The sequence below is a fragment of the Paenarthrobacter histidinolovorans genome, assembly GCF_014647595.1.
GTDB classification, from domain to species: Bacteria; Actinomycetota; Actinomycetes; order Actinomycetales; family Micrococcaceae; genus Arthrobacter; species Arthrobacter histidinolovorans.
The window spans coordinates 1-18,039 of the sequence record NZ_BMPM01000001.1 but is presented as its reverse complement, the minus strand read 5'-3'; the positions used below and the strand labels follow the sequence as shown (position 1 = coordinate 18,039).

22 protein-coding genes are annotated in these 18,039 nt (G+C 63.3%); 16 read left to right on the top strand and 6 right to left on the bottom strand.

The window, feature by feature from the left end; all coding sequences use genetic code 11:
- Nucleotides 1-69 precede the first annotated feature (69 nt).
- The 16 genes from IEY62_RS00110 (at nt 70) to IEY62_RS00035 (ending at nt 12,246) form a co-directional block, all read left to right on the top strand.
- Nucleotides 70-942, top strand: coding sequence for a VOC family protein (locus IEY62_RS00110; protein WP_189012866.1), 873 nt, complete (start codon nt 70-72; stop codon nt 940-942).
- Nucleotides 943-1,065: 123 nt separating this feature from the next.
- Nucleotides 1,066-1,503, top strand: coding sequence for a hypothetical protein (locus IEY62_RS00105; RefSeq protein WP_189012865.1), 438 nt, complete (start codon nt 1,066-1,068; stop codon nt 1,501-1,503).
- Between the two features lie 237 nt (nt 1,504-1,740).
- The gene (gene rpsP, locus IEY62_RS00100) at nt 1,741-2,163 is read left to right on the top strand and encodes a 30S ribosomal protein S16 (RefSeq protein ID WP_018776208.1); all 423 of its coding nucleotides are present in this window, start codon (nt 1,741-1,743) and stop codon (nt 2,161-2,163) included.
- A 1-nt stretch (nt 2,164) separates the two neighbouring features.
- On the top strand, nt 2,165-2,407 hold the full coding sequence (locus tag IEY62_RS00095; RefSeq protein ID WP_011775119.1) for an RNA-binding protein: 243 nt from the start codon (nt 2,165-2,167) through the stop codon (nt 2,405-2,407).
- Between the two features lie 131 nt (nt 2,408-2,538).
- Nucleotides 2,539-3,093 carry a ribosome maturation factor RimM gene (gene rimM / locus IEY62_RS00090; protein WP_189012864.1) on the top strand — a complete coding sequence of 185 codons (555 nt, stop codon included), beginning with the start codon at nt 2,539-2,541 and terminating at the stop codon, nt 3,091-3,093.
- On the top strand, nt 3,094-3,894 hold the full coding sequence (gene trmD, locus IEY62_RS00085) for a tRNA (guanosine(37)-N1)-methyltransferase TrmD (protein WP_189012863.1): 801 nt from the start codon (nt 3,094-3,096) through the stop codon (nt 3,892-3,894).
- Between the two features lie 263 nt (nt 3,895-4,157).
- The gene (rplS, locus tag IEY62_RS00080; protein WP_014922079.1) at nt 4,158-4,511 is read left to right on the top strand and encodes a 50S ribosomal protein L19; all 354 of its coding nucleotides are present in this window, start codon (nt 4,158-4,160) and stop codon (nt 4,509-4,511) included.
- Between the two features lie 80 nt (nt 4,512-4,591).
- Nucleotides 4,592-5,269 (top strand): signal peptidase I, encoded by a 678-nt coding sequence (lepB, locus tag IEY62_RS00075; protein ID WP_189012862.1) that lies wholly within the window; start codon nt 4,592-4,594, stop codon nt 5,267-5,269.
- Nucleotides 5,270-6,064: a signal peptidase I gene (gene lepB / locus IEY62_RS00070; RefSeq protein ID WP_189012860.1), complete on the top strand. Its 795-nt coding sequence runs from the start codon at nt 5,270-5,272 to the stop codon at nt 6,062-6,064.
- Nucleotides 6,064-6,804 (top strand): ribonuclease HII, encoded by a 741-nt coding sequence (locus IEY62_RS00065; RefSeq protein ID WP_189012858.1) that lies wholly within the window; start codon nt 6,064-6,066, stop codon nt 6,802-6,804. The genes lepB (IEY62_RS00070) and IEY62_RS00065 overlap by 1 nt, the downstream gene beginning before the upstream one ends.
- Before the next feature lie 68 nt (nt 6,805-6,872).
- Complete coding sequence (locus IEY62_RS00060) at nt 6,873-7,217, top strand: DUF2469 domain-containing protein (RefSeq protein WP_189012856.1); 345 nt, start codon at nt 6,873-6,875, stop codon at nt 7,215-7,217.
- 110 nt (nt 7,218-7,327) lie between these two features.
- Nucleotides 7,328-7,693, top strand: a complete 366-nt coding sequence (locus IEY62_RS00055; RefSeq protein WP_189012854.1) for a YraN family protein — start codon at nt 7,328-7,330, stop codon at nt 7,691-7,693.
- Nucleotides 7,694-9,235 carry a YifB family Mg chelatase-like AAA ATPase gene (locus IEY62_RS00050; RefSeq protein ID WP_189012852.1) on the top strand — a complete coding sequence of 514 codons (1,542 nt, stop codon included), beginning with the start codon at nt 7,694-7,696 and terminating at the stop codon, nt 9,233-9,235.
- Between the two features lie 52 nt (nt 9,236-9,287).
- On the top strand, nt 9,288-10,514 hold the full coding sequence (gene dprA, locus IEY62_RS00045; RefSeq protein WP_189014321.1) for a DNA-processing protein DprA: 1,227 nt from the start codon (nt 9,288-9,290) through the stop codon (nt 10,512-10,514).
- Nucleotides 10,515-10,577: 63 nt separating this feature from the next.
- Entirely contained in the window at nt 10,578-11,504 is a 927-nt protein-coding gene (locus tag IEY62_RS00040) for a tyrosine recombinase XerC (protein WP_189012845.1), read from the top strand.
- Between the two features lie 238 nt (nt 11,505-11,742).
- The gene (locus tag IEY62_RS00035) at nt 11,743-12,246 is read left to right on the top strand and encodes a DUF3145 domain-containing protein (RefSeq protein WP_018776197.1); all 504 of its coding nucleotides are present in this window, start codon (nt 11,743-11,745) and stop codon (nt 12,244-12,246) included.
- Nucleotides 12,247-12,343: 97 nt separating this feature from the next.
- Here the strand turns inward: IEY62_RS00035 and IEY62_RS00030 are convergent, their stop codons facing one another.
- The 6 genes from IEY62_RS00030 to IEY62_RS00005 form a co-directional block, all read right to left on the bottom strand.
- Nucleotides 12,344-13,579: a beta-ketoacyl-[acyl-carrier-protein] synthase family protein gene (locus tag IEY62_RS00030; protein ID WP_189012842.1), complete on the bottom strand. Its 1,236-nt coding sequence runs from the start codon at nt 13,577-13,579 to the stop codon at nt 12,344-12,346.
- A gap of 133 nt (nt 13,580-13,712) precedes the next feature.
- On the bottom strand, nt 13,713-13,958 hold the full coding sequence (locus IEY62_RS00025; protein ID WP_011692310.1) for an acyl carrier protein: 246 nt from the start codon (nt 13,956-13,958) through the stop codon (nt 13,713-13,715).
- Between the two features lie 116 nt (nt 13,959-14,074).
- On the bottom strand, nt 14,075-15,136 hold the full coding sequence (locus tag IEY62_RS00020; protein WP_018776195.1) for a beta-ketoacyl-ACP synthase III: 1,062 nt from the start codon (nt 15,134-15,136) through the stop codon (nt 14,075-14,077).
- On the bottom strand, nt 15,133-16,062 hold the full coding sequence (locus tag IEY62_RS00015) for an ACP S-malonyltransferase (protein WP_189012840.1): 930 nt from the start codon (nt 16,060-16,062) through the stop codon (nt 15,133-15,135). Before IEY62_RS00015 ends, IEY62_RS00020 begins: the two co-directional genes overlap by 4 nt.
- Before the next feature lie 88 nt (nt 16,063-16,150).
- Entirely contained in the window at nt 16,151-17,395 is a 1,245-nt protein-coding gene (locus tag IEY62_RS00010; RefSeq protein WP_189012838.1) for a PucR family transcriptional regulator, read from the bottom strand.
- A 184-nt stretch (nt 17,396-17,579) separates the two neighbouring features.
- Nucleotides 17,580-18,039 (bottom strand): transketolase-like TK C-terminal-containing protein (locus IEY62_RS00005; protein ID WP_407671437.1); only part of this gene is annotated, 460 nt, incomplete at its 5' end.

Sequence of the window (18,039 nt, the reverse complement as noted above, 5' to 3'; positions counted from 1 at the left end):
TGAAGCTTCAAGTAATTTAGTGAAGTAGAAAGTGCCAAAAGGCGGCCTCTTCAAAACCGGGAGCTTCACATGTCCGCATCATCTGTACAGGACCTTCTTCCTGCCGACCTCGCCATGGGCACAGTCATGCTCAAGGTTGGCGATATGAAAGTCATGAGTGACTACTACCAACGTGCATTGGGCCTGGAGGTCGTGGCCGAACAGGACGGCGGCCTCTACCTGGGCCGGGTAGGCAAGCCCGTGGTGCATCTTGCCCCAGCCGCCGGCCTTCACATTCCGGGGCGCGGTGAAGCCGGACTGTTCCACACCGCCATCCTGTTCCAGGACCAGCCCTCACTGGCCGCTACCATCGCAACGGCTGCCCAATACGAGCCCCGGGCGTTCGTTGGCAGCGCGGACCATCTGGTCAGCGAAGCCTTCTACTTCACCGACCCCGAAGGCAACGGCATCGAGCTTTACTATGACAAACCCCGTGAAACCTGGCAGTGGGACGGCAAGAACGTCGTCATGGACAACGTCGCCCTGCCGCCGCAAGGCTTCCTTCAGCAGCACCTGAGCGAAGAGGCCGTCACCGGCCAGCGCCAGGCAGCAGCCGGCGTCGGGCACGTCCACCTTCAGGTGGGTGACGTGGCAACCGCCGGAGACTTCTACGTCGGAACATTGGGATTCGAGCGGACCGCGGGTTGGCATGGCCAGGCGCTGTTCGTGTCCGCGGGTGGCTATCACCACCACATGGCCATGAACGTCTGGAACAGCCGGGGCGCCGGCCCCCGCAAGGACACCCTTGGGCTGGGGGAAGTATTGATCGAGGTTCCTTCCAGCGGGGACGTCGATGCCTTGGCGGACCGTTTGCGGGTGGCCGGGGTGCAGAACCATCACACAGGGGCTGAACTGCAGTTCGAAGATCCGTGGCGGAACCGGCTGCGGGTGGCCGTCCGATAGGCGGCATCCCGTGGGGGTGCCTGTCGGGGTCCCGCGCTGCAATAGGCTGGGCAGTGACGGTTCGGGACCCTGGTGGGCCTGCGCCGGACGTCCCGTCAGCACGAAGGATTGAGAGTACTTTCCATGGGCTTTGCCGAAATTTTTGTAGCCACCCACGACGAAGCACTCAAGCGGGCGGCAGCCCTGGGTAAAGGTGCAGATGCCGCTGGCCCCGCAGTCCGCATCAACGGCATTACCGACTTTGAGGTCGAACAGCTGGGCGACCTCGCCGGTCAGGCGGTCCATGCCGCAGGCGCCGACTACGAGCTCGCACTGGTGGACGTGACCAGTGACGCACTGCTTGGCGTTCCCGAAGCGATGGTGAGGGCACTGGCTGAATTGCTCACGTATGAGAGCGAGGGTGAAGCAAACGTCCTGGATGATGTCGCTGCCGCCTGGGCCGGGCAGGAGGACATGCCGTTCGACGCCGCGCAGTCCCGGCAGTACGTCCAGCAGCTGGCCGCCCTCGCCACGGACGTGGAGAAAACTGAGCGCGCCGGGCTTTACGTCTGGTCGGAATAGGCTGCCTCCAGACTGGAATGGGGCTCCGTCCGGGTGCTGGTGTGACCAAGAACTCACCGACCCGGACGGCCTGAGTCGTAATCTACCCGGGCATCTGGCACAATAGACAGGTACTCGATCGGTGCGGCCCCTCTCTCCGTGCTCGTATCTTGTCCTTCGAACCGTCTAGTATGGCCCGCCCCACGGGTGCAAAACGTCGGGTTCAACCCCGTTTCAGAAACAGGAGTGACCACAAAAGTGGCCGTAAAGATTCGCCTTAAGCGCTTCGGTAAGATGCGCGCACCGTACTACCGCATTGTCGTCATGGATGCCCGCGCCAAGCGCGATGGCCGTGCCATTGAAGAAATCGGCAAGTACCACCCCACCGAAGAGCCGTCGTACATCGAGGTCGCTTCCGAGCGCGCCCAGTACTGGCTTTCCGTTGGCGCCCAGCCGACTGAGCAGGTTGCTGCGATCCTCAAGATCACCGGTGACTGGCAGAAGTTCAAGGGCCTCCCGGGCCAGGAAGGCACCCTGAAGACGAAAGCTCCCAAGGAAGCTTTCGTAGCTCCGGAGAAGGGTTCCGTCATCATCCCGGAAGCCATCACCAAGAAGGCCAAGAAGGACGACGCTGCCGAGGCTCCGGCCGAGGCTGAAGCAGAGACCACCGAGGCTGAGTAAGTTGCTGGCAGAAGCGCTCGAGCACTTGGTCCGTGGGATCGTTGACAGCCCTGAGGATGTCAAGGTCAGTGCCAAGAACAACCGCCGTGGGGAGTCCCTCGAGGTGCGTGTTCACCAGGAGGACCTCGGACGGGTGATCGGCCGTCAGGGACGCACCGCACGTGCACTGCGCACTGTGGTTGCCGCCTTGGCTGGTGGCGAGCAGGTCAGGGTCGACGTCGTCGACACCGACCGCCGCCGGTAACGCGCTCAGCACTGCTTGTCTTAGATCCGGCCCCTTCACCGAATATGGTGGAGGGGCCGGATTGCTTTGTCCAACATTTCAGACCGTGGCTGCCCGGCGGCCGCGGGAACAACAGGAATTCAGAGGAACCCATGCAGCTCCAGGTGGCCCGGATCGGCAAACCCCATGGCATTCGCGGCGAGGTAACGGTGCAGGTACTCACTGACGCACCCGCAGAGCGCTTCGTCGCCGGAACCGAGTTCGTCGTGGAGCCCGCGTCTGCCGGACCCCTGACAGTCCGCAGTGCCAGGTGGAACAAGGACATCCTCCTGCTCGGATTCGAGGAGATCGCGGACCGCAATGCCGCCGAGGCCATCCGTGGCGCCAAGCTGTACATCGAAACCGAAGAACTCGACGACGAAGACGACGACGAGGGTTGGTACGAACACGAACTGGTTGGGCTGGAAGCGCGCGTTGGTTCACAGGTAGTTGGCAAGGTTGCAGCTCTGACGACGTTGCCCGTCCAGGACCTGCTGACGGTTACCACGGACGAGGGAAAGGAAATCCTGGTTCCCTTCGTCGACGAAATCGTTCCCGAGGTCAACATCGAGGACGGATACATCCTCATCACCCCGCCCGCGGGACTCTTTGAGCTCAACGACGATTCCTCCCCTGAAGCAAAGGATGCCGCGGGGGATGACGCCTGAATGAGGATTGATGTCGTCAGTATTTTCCCTGAATACCTTGCCCCGCTTGAGCTTTCCCTCATAGGCAAGGCGCGCCAGGATGGATTGCTGGAGCTTAACGTCCATGATCTCCGCAGCTTCACCACGGACAAGCACCGGACGGTGGATGACACACCGTACGGCGGCGGTGCCGGGATGGTCATGAAGCCGGAACCATGGGCGCAGGCCCTTGAGTCCGTTGCCGGAGAGCGCGAAGGTGCCAAGCCGGTCCTGATCGTTCCCTCACCTGCGGGGGAACGCTTCAACCAGGCGTTGGCCTACGAACTCGCTGAAGAAGAACAGCTGGTCTTCGCCTGCGGCCGCTACGAAGGCATCGATGAGCGGGTCATGGACTGGGCCGCGGATCACTTCACGGTGCGCCCCGTCAGCCTTGGCGACTACGTGCTCAATGGCGGCGAGGTAGCTGTCCTGGCCATGGTGGAAGCAATCGGACGACTTCTTCCGGGCGTGGTCGGCAACCCGGAATCCCTGATCGAGGAGTCCCACTCCGACGGCCTTCTGGAGTACCCGGTTTACACCAAACCGTCATCGTGGCGGGACCACAACGTGCCGGAAATCCTGCTCAGCGGCAATCATGGAAAGATTGCCCAGTGGCGCCGCCACGAGCAGTTCCGCCGCACCGCAGAGCGCCGGCCCGACCTCCTGGCGGATTTCGACGCCGGTGCGTTGAGCCGCGCCGACCGCAACGCCTTGTCGGAGCTCGGCTATGACGTGGTGGATGGACGCCTGCAGGCCAGGCACGGCGGCGACGCCGCCAACTAACGCAGCCTGCCGCCGTCGGGAGTTCCATTACCGCCAGTTGGCTGGATGGCTGCGCTTGTGGCAGAATTAACCATTGTGTCTGCTGGGCTGACACCTGCCACAGGGGGAGTTCAGCCAACAGTCGGACAACCCGGTGACGCCAATCAGTGGCGGAACCGGACACCAAGAAACTTCGGCGGAGATTTCCGGCTGGCCTTCGGGCTGCGGGCTTGTTCGCCGTAACCCAAAGTGAATGACCTGTGGCGTTCACCAGGAGTGGATTAATGCATATCCTCGATAGCGTAGATGCAGCCTCGCTGCGTAACGATGTTCCTGAGTTCCGCGCGGGTGACACCCTCAAGGTTCACGTCAACATCATCGAAGGCAAGAACTCCCGTGTCCAGGTATTCCAGGGCTTCGTCCTTGGCCGCCAGGGCGACGGCGTTCGCGAAACCTTCACCGTGCGCAAGGTTTCCTTCGGTGTCGGCGTAGAGCGTACCTTCCCGGTACACTCCCCGATCATCGACAAGATCGAGGTCGTCACCAAGGGTGACGTCCGCCGCGCCAAGCTTTACTACATGCGCGCACTGCGCGGTAAGGCTGCGAAGATCAAGGAAAAGCGCGACTTCGCCAAGTAAGTCCTGCGACTTACGCAACGGGTCCAGGATTCGTGCCCGGTAGTTCCGGAGCAATCCGCAACGCAACAGGGATACGAGTCATGGACACATCAGAACGCCAGCCCCGGAAACAGGGCTGGCGTTTTGTTTTGCTCGCACTGGTGCTTGCGATCGCCATCAGCGGATTGGTCCGCTCCCTGTGGCTGGACGTGTACTACATTCCCTCCGAATCCATGGAACCGCTCCTGGTGACCGGCGACCGGATCCTGGTATCTCGGACCGATTTCAGCACCGAGCCGATCCACCGGGGCGATGTCGTGGTCTTCGATGGACGGGGTTCCTTTGCGCCGCTGAGCAGCGGGCGTGGTCCCTTCGTGGACGCCGTGTCGGCAGCAGCCCAGTGGTTCGGATTGACTGGCAGCGACACCACGTACGTCAAGAGGGTGATCGGGGTACCGGGTGACCACATTCAATGTTGTGAAGCCACCGGCCACCTCACAGTGAACGGTCAGGAACTTGAGGAACCCTATCTGTACCCGGGAGATGAACCCAGCAAGCAGAAATTCGACGTCGTGGTGCCTCCGGACCGTCTCTGGTTGATGGGCGACCACCGTTCGCGTTCTGCTGACTCCCGCGGCCTGCTGGGTGCGCCCGGTGGCGGCATGGTTCCGATGGACCGGGTTATTGGCCGGCCGGTCCAGATCATCTGGCCACTTGATAGATTTGCAGAGATGCCTCGCTCCACGCAGGCCGAAACACCATCGAAGAACGGACAGTAGATGCCGGACAAAGCTCCCGGGAACGCCGAGCGGTACGACGACGACTCGCGGCTTCCGGACGGATCGGCAAGTGCCGCTGGTGTAGCGGAGCCGCAAGAGGATCAAGCGAAGCCCCGCAAGAACCCTGCCCTGGTGTGGATCAAGGAAATCGCCACCGTGGTGGCCATTGCGCTGGTGTTGTCCTTCCTGCTGAAAACGTTCCTCTTCAAGGCCTTCTACATCCCGTCGGAGTCCATGGAGCGCACCCTGGACGTTTACGACCGCATTTTCATCAACTTGCTCGTTCCCGGACCGTTTGACCTCTCGCGTGGGGACGTCGTGGTCTTCAAGGACACGCAGGCCTGGCTGCCGCCTGTCGCCCAGAAGCCTGCCGGCCCCATGGACTGGGTAGGGGACACCCTCGAGTTCGTAGGCTTGGCGCCGGACGCCAGCGAGCAGCACCTGGTGAAGCGCGTCATCGGCCTGCCGGGCGACCACGTCACATGCTGTGATGCCCAGGGCCGCGTCAGTGTTAACGGCGTAGCGCTCAATGAGAGCTACATCAACCCCGCTGAGATCCCGTCCCCGCAGGCCTTCGATGTGGTTGTACCTGCAGGTAAAGTGTGGGTCATGGGCGATAACCGCAACCACTCTGCGGACTCGCGCGCCCACCAGGAAGTCAACGGTGGATTCGTGAACATCGAGGACGTTGAAGGCAAGGCCACCGTCATCGCCTGGCCGATTAACCGGTGGACGGTCCTTGATAACTACCCGGACGTTTTCCGTAATGTCCCTCAAGGCACCCTGGCGAAGTAATGGGCACCGCAACAGCCCGTAAGAAGATCCCGTCCACCGCCAAGGCCAAGGTGAAGGCCCAGGCAGGTTTTCCCACCCTCGACGTTGAGCGTTCGTTCCTGTCGTCCGGGGTGCGCTTGCTGGCGGGTGTCGACGAGGTAGGCCGTGGAGCCCTGGCCGGTCCGGTCAGTGTGGGTATCACAGTGGTTGACCTCGCCGATCATGGCCTTTTGGCCGAGGTTCGCGACAGTAAACTCCTCAAACCGGAGGACAGGGACAGGCTGGAACCCCTGGTCCGTGAATGGGCCCTGGCATCAGCCGTAGGGCACGCCTCGTCACGGGAAATCGATGAGATCGGCATCATCGCGGCTTTGCGTCTGGCCGGTACGCGTGCGTGGTGTGAAATCCTGGACGGCGGCATCACGCCTGATCTGGTCTTGTTGGATGGAAGCCACAACTGGCTCTCGCCCGAGGTCCAGGCCTCGCTTTTTGATCCTGCGCCCTCAGGCCCTGGCTGCGAGGCGCCAGTCCACACCAAGGTGAAAGCGGACATGAGCTGCCTGAGTGTTGCTGCGGCCAGCGTGTTGGCCAAGGTGGCCCGTGACCGCATCATGGTGGATCTCCACTCCGAGTTGCCCGCGTATGGCTGGAATGTGAATAAGGGCTATGCCACCGCCGCACACAGGGAAGTCATTCGCGTGCACGGTCCCAGCGCCTACCACCGGACCAGCTGGCACCTGACCGGGCCCGACCCGGAGTAAGTGCGGTCGCGTAGGTTTCCGTTGCCGGTCTGGCGCATGCCACCCGGCAGATGGTGCAAGATGGAACCATGAGTGCCGAGGACCTTGAGAACTATGAAACCGACATGGAGCTGCAGCTCTACCGCGAATACCGGGATGTCGTCGGTCTGTTCAGCTACGTTGTAGAGACGGAGCGGCGGTTCTATTTGGCCAACCACGTTGACCTTCAGGCCCGCAGCGCGGACGGGGAAGTCTACTTCGACTTGACCCTGCAGGACGCCTGGGTCTGGGACGTTTACCGTTCGGCCCGTTTCGTCAAGAACGTCCGTGTGATTACGTTCAAGGACGTCAACGTCGAAGAACTGCCCCGTAATGAGGATCTTTCCTTGCCGAAGGATGGCGGCCTGGGCGATCTCGGAGATCTTGGCAACTAGCCTGCTGCCCTGCACTGTTCCTCCACAGCGCTGATTTTTTGCGGGTTACGCACATAGTCTGGTAAGCCCCTGCCGTTCACCCCCTCCAGCCGGAAGGCTGGACAGCGGAGGTGATGGTCATGAGAGCAAAGGACCGGCTGGGCCAAAACGGCGAAGCATTGGCGGCGGATTTCCTGACGGATCAGGGGATGCGGATCATTGATCGCAACTGGCGGTGTGCGGATGGTGAAATCGACATCGTCGCGATCGACGGAGACACCTTGGTGGTGGCCGAGGTCAAGACCCGGAGGAGCCTGGACTACGGGCACCCCTTCGAGGCTGTGGGAGCGGCAAAGCTCGCCCGCCTCCACCGACTCGTTTCATGGTGGTGCCGCGCCCACGAATTCAAGGCATCGCGTCAGCGTGTTGATGTCGTGTCAGTGGTAGACGACGGCGTCGGTGAGCCCGTGCTCGAACACCTGCGGGGTGTCGGGTAGATGGGGGTTGGCCGCAGCTACTGTGTTGCCCTGGTCGGCCTGAACGGTTACATCGTGGAGGTGGAGGCCGACATCGGCCAAACGCTGCCCAACTTTGTGATCCTGGGCCTCCCCGACGCTGCCTTGAACGAGGCCAAGGAACGCATCCGATCGGCTGCCCAGAACTCCGGAATACCTTTGAGCCGCCGGAAGATCACGGCCAATCTGATCCCTGCGTCATTGCCCAAACGGGGTTCGGGCTTCGACCTCGCCATCACCATGGCGGTGCTTCGTGCTGCCAAGGACATCCGGTCCATCGACGGAACAGTCTTCATCGCTGAGCTTGGCCTGGATGGCAGGCTGAGGCCGGTCCGTGGAATGCTGCCCGCCGTCATGGCCGCCGTCCAGGCAGGATTTCCGGACATCGTGGTGGCCGAAGCGAATGCTGCCGAGGCGGCCCTGGTGCCTGGCGCGAACGTGCGGGGCTACAAAACCCTTGCCCGGCTCGCTTATGACTTTGGCGCAGACCCGAAGGACCTCGCCCTGGACTACGATCCCGCGGACGAGGATGTCCCGGACGTCGACGCGATCGAAGCGCCCCTGGCGCCGGATCTTTGCGATGTCTCAGGGCAAGAAGAAGCCCGGCAAGCGTTGGAAGTCGCTGCCGCCGGCGGACACCACATGCTCCTGACAGGTCCGCCGGGAGCCGGCAAGACCATGCTGGCCGAGAGGTTGCCGGGGTTGCTTCCGGATTTGGCGGACACGGCCGCAATGGAAGTGACGGCCATCCATTCCCTGGCCGCCATCCAGGCGTCTGCTGTGAGGCTGATACACAGGCCGCCGTTTGAGAATCCCCACCACAGCGCAACTGCTGCCGCCATCATCGGCGGCGGGTCAGGACTTCCCCGGCCCGGCGCGGCATCGCGTGCGCATCGTGGCGTGCTGTTCCTTGACGAGGCTCCCGAGTACGAGCGACGGGTGCTGGACGCCCTTCGCCAGCCTCTCGAGAGTGGCGAGCTTGTCATCCATCGATCGGCAGGCACTGCGGCCTACCCCGCACGTTTCCAACTCGTCCTGGCGGCAAACCCTTGTCCGTGCGGCAAAGCCTCCGGCAAAGGCATGGAGTGCACTTGCACGCCGATGATGAGACGCCGCTACATCGGCAGAATGTCCGGCCCGTTGCTGGACCGCGTTGACATTCAGCTGAATGTGGAGCGGGTGTCCTTGGCGGATTTCGGCCATTCCGGACAGGAAGAGGACACCAGCACCGTAGCGGAACGGGTGCTGGCAGCCAGGGAACGGCAGTTGCTTCGCCTGCACGGCAGCGGACTCGAGACCAACTCCCAAGTACCGGGAAGAATCCTGCGGGGTCAACTGCGGCTGCCTCCGGGAACCACGAGGATTCTGGACACTGCACTGGAGCGCGGCGTTCTGACCGCACGCGGCTACGACCGCGTCCTTCGTCTCGCCTGGACACTCGCGGATCTGGACAGCAGCGAGAGACCGGATGTTGACCATATCGGGCAAGCGCTCGGCCTGAGGCAGGCCGCGGCGGCGACATGAACACCAACAACGTGAACAACAACGAAGTGAACGGAAAACGGGAGTGGCAGAAATGAGCGCGCAGGAGAAAGACAGGGTTGCCCGGGCCGCTTTGTCCAGGCTGATGGAGCCGCAGGACTCGGTGGGATTGGCCCTGGTGCAGGTGGCCGGCGCTGTGGACGCACTGGGAATTGCCACGGGCGAGCTCGGAATCGGCCCTGCCATGGAGCAGGAAATTTCCGCAGCCCTCCGTGACGGGGGAGGACCCGCAACGTGGGCAGGTCTGCAGGACAGCCTCAGGCGCTGGGCGCCGCGTGTTGCTGATTTGGCCCCTGACCGGGACTTGGAGACCCTGCGGCGGCTGGGTGGTCGGTTGATTATCCCCGGAGATGATCTGTGGCCGGGACAACTTGCGGACCTGGGCCTTCAAGAGCCGCTGTGCCTGTGGTGGCGGGGGCTCGAACAGGAGTTGCCGTCGGCCGGTCGTGCCATCGCCCTGGTGGGTTCAAGGGACAGCACAAGCTACGGTGCATCCGTTACGGGAGATTTCGCCTTCGGGCTTGCCCAGCGGGGTTTCAGCGTGGTTTCGGGTGGTGCCTACGGCATCGACGCGCATGCGCACCGCGGGGCGCTCAATGGAGGTGTGGCCGGCCTGCCCACCATTGCGGTGATGGCCGGGGGAGTGGACCGTTTTTATCCCTCCGGCAACGAAGACCTCCTTCGGGCAGTCGCCGCGCAGGGAGCTGTGATCTCAGAAGTTCCGCCGGGGTCCGCGCCCACTCGTTACAGATTCCTGCAAAGAAACCGTCTCATTGCAGCTTTGGCCTCGGCCACTGTTGTGGTGGAAGCGCGTTGGCGCTCCGGAGCCCTCAATACCGCCCACCATGCAGAGTCGATTGGCCGTGTGGTCGCGGCTGTTCCGGGATCCATCCACAGTGCCAATTCGGCCGGCTGCCATCGCCTGTTCAGGGATGGCGGAGCCGTTTGTGTCACGGACGTCGGCGAGATCGCTGAGCTTGCAGGTGCCATCGGTGAATTCGGCAGCCAGGACGGGGACCACAACGGGAACAAGGAACGTAATGGTAACAAGAAACAGGGTGCAGCAGTGCACGATGGATTGTCCTTGGAGGACCTGATTCTCCTGGACGCGTTGCCCCTTCGGTCCACCAGCTCGGTGGAAAAGCTGACGGTGGTGGCGGGACTGGGTCCCGAGGCCGTTCGCGCTGGGCTGGGCCGGCTGGGGCTGTTGGGGCTGGCGGTCTCGGAGCGGGGTGCCTGGAAGCGTGGAAAGAACGCCTGACGCGGTCGCAAAACAGCATGTCGATGCAAGCGCCGGAGGACGACTACTGGCACTGTAGGAAGGGTGGACGGACAATCACTACCTGCAGCCCTGGCTGGCGCTGTTGAGGGCTTTCGGCGTTATCTGGAGGGCGAACGGGCGCGGTCGGCCCATACCGTTCGTGCCTATATTGCGGACGTCGAGAGCCTCCTGGGTTTTGCTGTCCAGGAGGGGGTTGAACAACTGCCGCAATTGGAACTCGGTTCGCTTCGGCGCTGGCTTGGCGCGCAGAGCGAAGCGGGGATGTCCCGGGCCACTTTGGCCAGACGTGCAGCCACTGCCAGATCCTTCACCGGCTGGGCGCTCCGGGAAGAACTGATCCCGGCTGACCCGGCAGTACGCCTCCAAGCGCCCAAACGCAGCAAGTCACTGCCCGGGGTCCTTCAGCAACAGCAGGTCACCCGAATGGTGGATGACCTGAACGCCGCAGCGGAGGATGGTGGACCGATGGCCATCCGCAACCGGGCAATGGTTGAGCTCCTCTATGCCACGGGAGTCCGGGTCGGCGAACTTGCCGGACTGGACATCGACGACCTCGATCCGGACCGAAGGACCCTGCGTGTGCTGGGTAAGGGAAACAAGGAGCGCACGGTGCCGTTCGGGGTTCCGGCTGCCGTGGCAGTGGACGACTGGCTCAGACGCGGGCGCCCAGCTGTCGTCACCGCTGGCAGCGGCCCTGCCTTGTTCCTGGGTGTCAGGGGCAACCGCGTGGATCCGCGACAGATCCGCGCCGTAGTCAGCGACTTGCTTCAGGCCTTGGGTGATACCTCGGCCACGGGCCCGCATGCGCTGAGGCACAGTGCGGCAACACATCTGCTGGACGGCGGAGCGGACCTTCGCGCCGTCCAGGAAATCCTCGGGCACAGCAGCCTCGCCACAACCCAGATCTACACCCACGTTTCCGTAGACCGGCTCCGGAACAGCTATCAGCAAGCGCACCCCCGGGCGTGAACATGACCCTTGCAAACCCTGCACTGGCGGAAACCGACAGCGTACGGCAAAATGAAAGCACCATGGGGAAACCTTCAATGTACGGTTGAGGGTTACTTCTGTGCCAAGATCGTCAAAAGGAATACACAACTGAATAGCCTGTCAGGGCCCTCATGAGATTCATGACATCCGGCAGCATCAGCAGAACATCCAGGCAGAGGTCGTTGGGGAAGACGTACCTACAGCTATGGAGGATGGAATGTCTGTTGCAACAACCCGCGGTGTCCTGTTCGTGCATTCGGCCCCTACGGCGCTCTGCCCGCACGTGGAGTGGGCCATAGGATCGGTCGTGGACAAGCGGACCGACCTTGAGTGGACCCCTCAACCTGCAGCACCCGGAATGTTCAGGGCCGAGCTCTCGTGGACAGGCGCCCCCGGAACCGGAGCCCAACTGGCGTCGGCCTTGAGGGGCTGGGCCCACTTGCGCTACGAAGTCACCGAAGAACCGAGCCAAGGGGTGGATGGAGCCCGCTGGTCCCACACCCCTGAACTCGGCATTTTCCATGCCGTCACCGACGTGCATGGAAACATCATGGTGACCGAAGACCGCATCCGCTATGCCTACGAGTCCGGGGCCGGGGATCCCTCAGCCGTCTACCACGAGCTGTCTCTGGCCCTTGGCGAGGCGTGGGATGAAGAACTCGAGCCGTTCCGCCATGCCGCCGAAGGCGCGCCGGTGCGCTGGCTGCACCAGGTTGGCTGACAACCTCACTCGACAAACACCCCATAGCAATGAAGAGGGCCCCACCGACTGGTGGGGCCCTCTTCATGTCGCACGCTTCGGCAGCTGCAAAGCCTGCCTAGACGTTGCGTACCGCGATGACTGCATTGTGTCCGCCGAAACCGAAGGAGTTGCTCAGCGCGACGATATCGCCGGTGGGCAGGTCCCTGACGGAAGTCACGACGTCGAGAGGGATCTCGGGATCCTGGTTCTCAAGGTTGATGGTGACCGGTGCCTTGCGCTCGTAGACGGCCAGGACCGTCAGCACGGCTTCAACGGCGCCTGAAGCGCCCAGGAGGTGCCCCATCTGGGACTTGGTGGCGGAGACCGCCACGTTGTCCACGTGGGTCCCCAGGGCGGCGCGGAGGGCCGTGTACTCGGGTTTGTCACCAACAGGAGTGGACGTTGCGTGTGCGTTGACGTGTACTACGTCCTCAGCCTGGATCCGGCCGTCGAACATGGCGGCCTTCAGTGCCCTGGTGGCCCCCAGGCCTTCGGGGTCCGGAGCGGTGATGTGGTAGGCATCGGCAGTCACCGATGTGCCTGCGAGCTCAGCGTAGATGCGGGCGCCGCGGGCAATCGCGTGCTCCTCGGCTTCAAGGACGAGGGCGCCTGCGCCTTCACCCATGACAAAACCGTCACGGTCGATGTCGTACGGTCGGGATGCGCGTTCCGGCTCATCGTTGCGGCGGGAGAGGGCCTGCATCGATGAGAACGCGGCCAAGGGCATCGGGTGGATGGCTGCTTCAGCGCCACCGCACACCACAACGTCAGCCTTGCCGGACCGGATCAGGTCCAGTCCAAGATGAAGTGCTTCGGTGCCTGATGCACATGCGGAAACCGGAGTATGTGCGCCTGCGCGTGCGCCGAGGTCGAGGCTGACCGCGGCAGCAACGCCGTTCGGCATGAGCATGGGAACCGTCATGGGCAGGACCCTCCGGGGCCCCTTGTCCCTGAGCGTGTCCCACGCATCCAAGAGGGTCCAGACGCCGCCGATCCCGGTGGCGAAGGCGACAGCCAGCCGGTCGTGGTCGATGTCGGCAATCCCGGAGTCGGCCCAGGCCTCGCGGGCAGCGATGACGCCGAACTGTGTGGACGGGTCCATGCGCTTGGCCTCAACGCGGCTCAGTACCTCAAGGGCCGGCGTGGAGCACCGGGCAGCAAAGTGGACGGGGAGGTCGTACTTGGCCACCCACTCGTCGTCGAGCGTGTGGGCGCCGGAGACGCCTTTCAGCGCGTTCTGCCACATTGTGGGTACGTCGCCGCCGATGGGAGTGGTGGCCCCCAGACCGGTTATGACTACTTTGCGTGCCATGCGATCACTCTCTGTCGGATCAGCCATCCCGCCTGCGGGGTGCGCAGGGGTAGGCAGGAAAATCTTTGGGCGTTATTGCGGCTGTGCCGGGCGCAGGGACTAGCGCCCCGGCCCGGCACAGCTGGTGTCAGGACTAAGCCTGTGCGTTGGCGATGAAGCTGACGGCGTCACCGACGGTCTTAAGGTTCTTGACCTCTTCGTCGGGGATGCGGACGCCGAACTTCTCTTCAGCGTTGACAACGATGGTCATCATTGAGATGGAGTCGATGTCCAGGTCCTCGGTGAAGGACTTGTCGAGCTCGACGGCTTCGGTGGCGAGGCCCGTCTCTTCGTTGACGATTTCAGCCAGGCCGGCCAGGATCTCTTCGTTGCTAGCCATTGTTGGCTCCTTTTCTTGTTGTACCGGCTACTGCCGGAAAGGGGGCAAACCGCGGTTACGGTTTGGGTTTTCAAGTCGTATTCAGTTGGCTGGTGGCCACAGGGGCCGGTCCAGGTCTACGGCAGGACGACAACCTGGGCGCCGAAGACCAAGCCGGCGCCGAAGCCGATCTGCAGGGCAAGGCCGCCGCTCAGGCCAGGGTTCTCCTGGAGCAAGCGATGGGTTGCCAGGGGGATGGAGGCCGCAGACGTGTTTCCGGCCTGCGCAATATCGCGGCCGATCACAACAGACTCGGGAAGCTTCAGCTTCTTCACCATCTCGTCAATGATGCGCATGTTGGCCTGGTGGGGAACAAACGCAGCGAGGTCACTGGCTTCGATGCCGGCAGCGTCCAACGCCTGCTGGGCCACCTTTGCCATTTCCCAGACCGCCCAGCGGAAGACGGTCTGGCCGTCCTGGCGCAGAGTCGGCCAAACATCCTGTGTTGCCGAAAGGATGGCGGGGTCGTCAATTTCGTCGGAGTGCCTGGCGGATTCGCCGAGCTTCTTGACGTCTTCAAGCGAGTGGGTCATGCCGATTGCATCCCATTTGCTGCCGTCGGAGCCCCACACGGACGGACCGATGCCCGGCGTGTCGGACGGACCCACCACCACCGCGCCGGCTCCATCGCCCAAAAGGAAGGAGATGGTCCGCTCGTGGTTGTCGATGACGTCCGAGAGCTTTTCGGCACCTACCACCAGGACGTACTCGGCCGCGCCGGAGCGGACCAGCGCATCAGCCTGGGCCACGCCGTAGCAGTACCCTGCGCAGGCGGCGGAGATGTCAAAGGCCGGTGCCGGCGTCGCGCCGAGGCGTTCGGTGAGCGCAGCGGCGGCGGAAGGCGTCGCGTAAGGGTGCGTGACGGTGGAAACAATCACAGCCCCCAGTTGTGAGGGCTCGATGCCGGCCTGCTGGATGGCCTCCCGCGCTGCGCCTTCGGCCATGTCGATGACGCTAACGTCGGCGGCTGCGCGGTGGCGGGTGATGATGCCGGTACGCTGGCGGATCCATTCATCCGAGGAATCGATCCACTGGCAAACGTCTTCATTGGTGACGATGACGTCCGGGCGGTAGGCCCCAATGCCCAGAATGCGGGCATTCTCGTTGACGGTGGCCTTCTTGAGTACCGGCGTGCTCATGCCTGTCCCTCCAGTTCAGCAAAGAGTGCGAGTGCCGCGGACAGGTCATCCGGGGTTTTGACTGCAACAGTCTTGACGCCCGGCATGCCGCGTTTTGCCAGCCCCGCGAGGGTGCCCGCCGGTGCGAGCTCAATGACGCCTGTGACGCCGCGCTCCACCAGGGTCTCCATGCACAGGTCCCAACGGACGGGCCGGGAAACCTGGGCGATCAAGCTGTCGACGGCGGCGGGTCCGTCGGTGACTTCCTTGCCGTCATAGTTGGACAGCAGCGGGACTGTCGGGCTCTGGGGCGACAGTGACGGTTTGAGCGCTTCCAGTGCACTGACGGCCGGGGCCATGTGTGAGGTGTGGAACGCGCCGGCCACCTTGAGCGGGATGACACGGGCCTTGGCCGGCGGGTTCTCCGCGAGGGCCTTGAGCTGTTCGAACGTACCCGCGGCCACAGTCTGACCGGCGCCGTTGACGTTGGCCGGCGTGGCGCCTGCAGCTTCGATGGCTGCCAGGACCTCGCCCGGATCGCCGCCCACCACGGCGCTCATGCCAGTGGGGGTGACCGCAGCCGCTGCGGCCATGTTGTTTGCCCGCTCCCGAACGAAAGTCATGGCCTCTGACTCGGTGAGGACGCCGGCAAGGGCGGAGGCGGTGATCTCGCCGACGGAGTGGCCGGCAAGAATAACGGGAAGGGTGCTCAATTCGACGTCGAACAAGGACTTCGCGGCCACGAGGCCGGCAGCAACGATCAGGGGCTGCGCAACCGCAGTGTCCTTGATGGTCTCTTCGTCCGAGGTGGTGCCGTGGGCCTTGAGGTCAATGCCTGCGATCTCGCTCAGGGCGGCCAGTTGGCCTTCGACGGAGGGGAGTTCCAGCCAGGGGGCCAAAAATCCGGGGGTCTGGGAGCCCTGTCCAGGGCAGACGATTGCAAGCACGTATCCAGCTTTCCAAATTGCCACGTGATCCACTGGTGTTTTGGTACACCAAGCTCACTGGGTCAGTTTGTAGGAAGTCTACAACGGTTCAGCTCTGCGAACGTGACGCGTGACGTTCCGGAACGGCTTTTGGCGGGGTGGAGAGACGGCCGACCACCAGGGCCGTTTGAAGAACAAACGCCTCCCTCGGAAGGAGCGGATCCCAGCCAGTCACATCGCAGACACGCTTCAAACGGTAGCGCACCGTGTTGGCGTGGACGAACAGTTCCCGGGCCGTAGCCTCGAGTGAATGCCCTAGTTCAAGGTACGTTCCCAAGGTCTCAACGAGGCCGTTTGAGGCTGCCAGAAGTGGTCTGTAGATGTTCTTGATCAACGATCGCCTGGCGGCGTCATCGCCCGAGACCACACGTTCCGGGAGCAGATCGTCCGCCGCGACGGGACGGGGCGCGGAGGGCCACGCGCGGGCGGCCGTGAGGCCAGCGAAAGCGGCCTGGGCGGAACTGCTCGCTTCCAGCAAGGACCCCGCCTCGGGACCATAAACGACGGCGCCGGGGGCAAAGAGTTCACTAAGTTTGAGGTAAGCGGTGTCCCGGTCCTGGACTCCACCAAGGATCAGGATGAGCCGGTCGCCCTGGATTCCCACCAGCGCATCCTCAGCAAACCGCCCGGCGGTACGGCGCAATTCGCTGACGTAGCTTGCACTGGGTTCCGACGGCGAGTTGCCCACCATGACGGTGAAGCGTTCCTGCGCTTTCCAACCCAGCGCAGCGATCCGCGACCGCAAAGCGTCAGTGTTTTCGCCACGGAGGATGGCATCCACAATCAGCGCTTCGAGCCGGGTGTCCCAGGACCCTCGGGACTCGGCTGCCCGGGCGTAGACGTCAGCTGCTGCGAAAGCGACCTCGCGCGAATAGCGCAGGACTGCTTCGCGCAACGAGGGCTGATCGGACTCCGGGGCGATCACTGGCACCTGGTCTTCCACCACTTCCACCACAATGCGGATAAGCTGCAGGGCCTTTTGGAGGCTGATCGAGCGGGTGAGCTCGGTGGGGGCGTTGCCAAAGACGTCAGTAAGGATCCACGAGGGTGAACTGGGGCGTTCGTACCAGGTCACGAATGCCGCGATGCCGTTTTGCGCTACCAGGCCGAGCGCCGAACGTTCATCGGAGCTCAGGCGGCTGTACCAGGGGAGTGATTTCTCCAGTTGGCGCATGGTGCTGGTGGACAGTTGCCCTACGTTGGCGCGGAGCTGCCGGAGAGTTTCCGCCTTTTCCGGCGACAATGCCGGGGTTGCTGCCTTGCGCTTTGACGTTGTTTTGGTGGGCTCTGCCATGGAATGAGCATACGGCCCAGCCCGGGGAAGCTCCATTTGTGAGAAGGCTACAACTCGCCTTGGTGCCCGTCACGTCCCGTCGGGCAGCCGGGCGCAGGTTTTAAACGCCCGACGGCGGCCCCTACCTTCCAGGTGAGGGCCGCCGTCGGGATGGTGCTGGTGACGCGGGACGTCCGGAACGAGCCTAGGCGTCGCCGCCTGCTCCGCCGGTGGTGCCGGCGTTGACATCCAGGAGCCGGTACTTCTCGATTGCCTTTTCCAGTGCGCCTTCTTCGACTTCGCCCCTCGCCGCCAGCAACTGGAGGGTTTTGGCGACGATGGAGTGGGTGTCGTTTTTGAAGTAGCGGCGGGCGGCTTGGCGGGTGTCGGAGAAGCCGAAGCCGTCTGCTCCGAGGGAGGCGAAGTCGTTGGGGATGAATTGGCGGATTTGGTCGGGGACGGCTTTCATGTAGTCGGACACGGCGATGACGGGTCCGGTGGTGCCTGCGAGTTGTTCGGTGATGAACGGGGTGCGGGCGGGTTGGCCGGGGTTGAGGAAGGCGTGTTCTTCGGCGTCGAGTCCGTCGCGTCGGAGTTCGTTCCAGGAGGTCACGGACCAGACGGTCGCGGCGACGCCCCAGTCTTCGTTGAGGATCCGTTGGGCT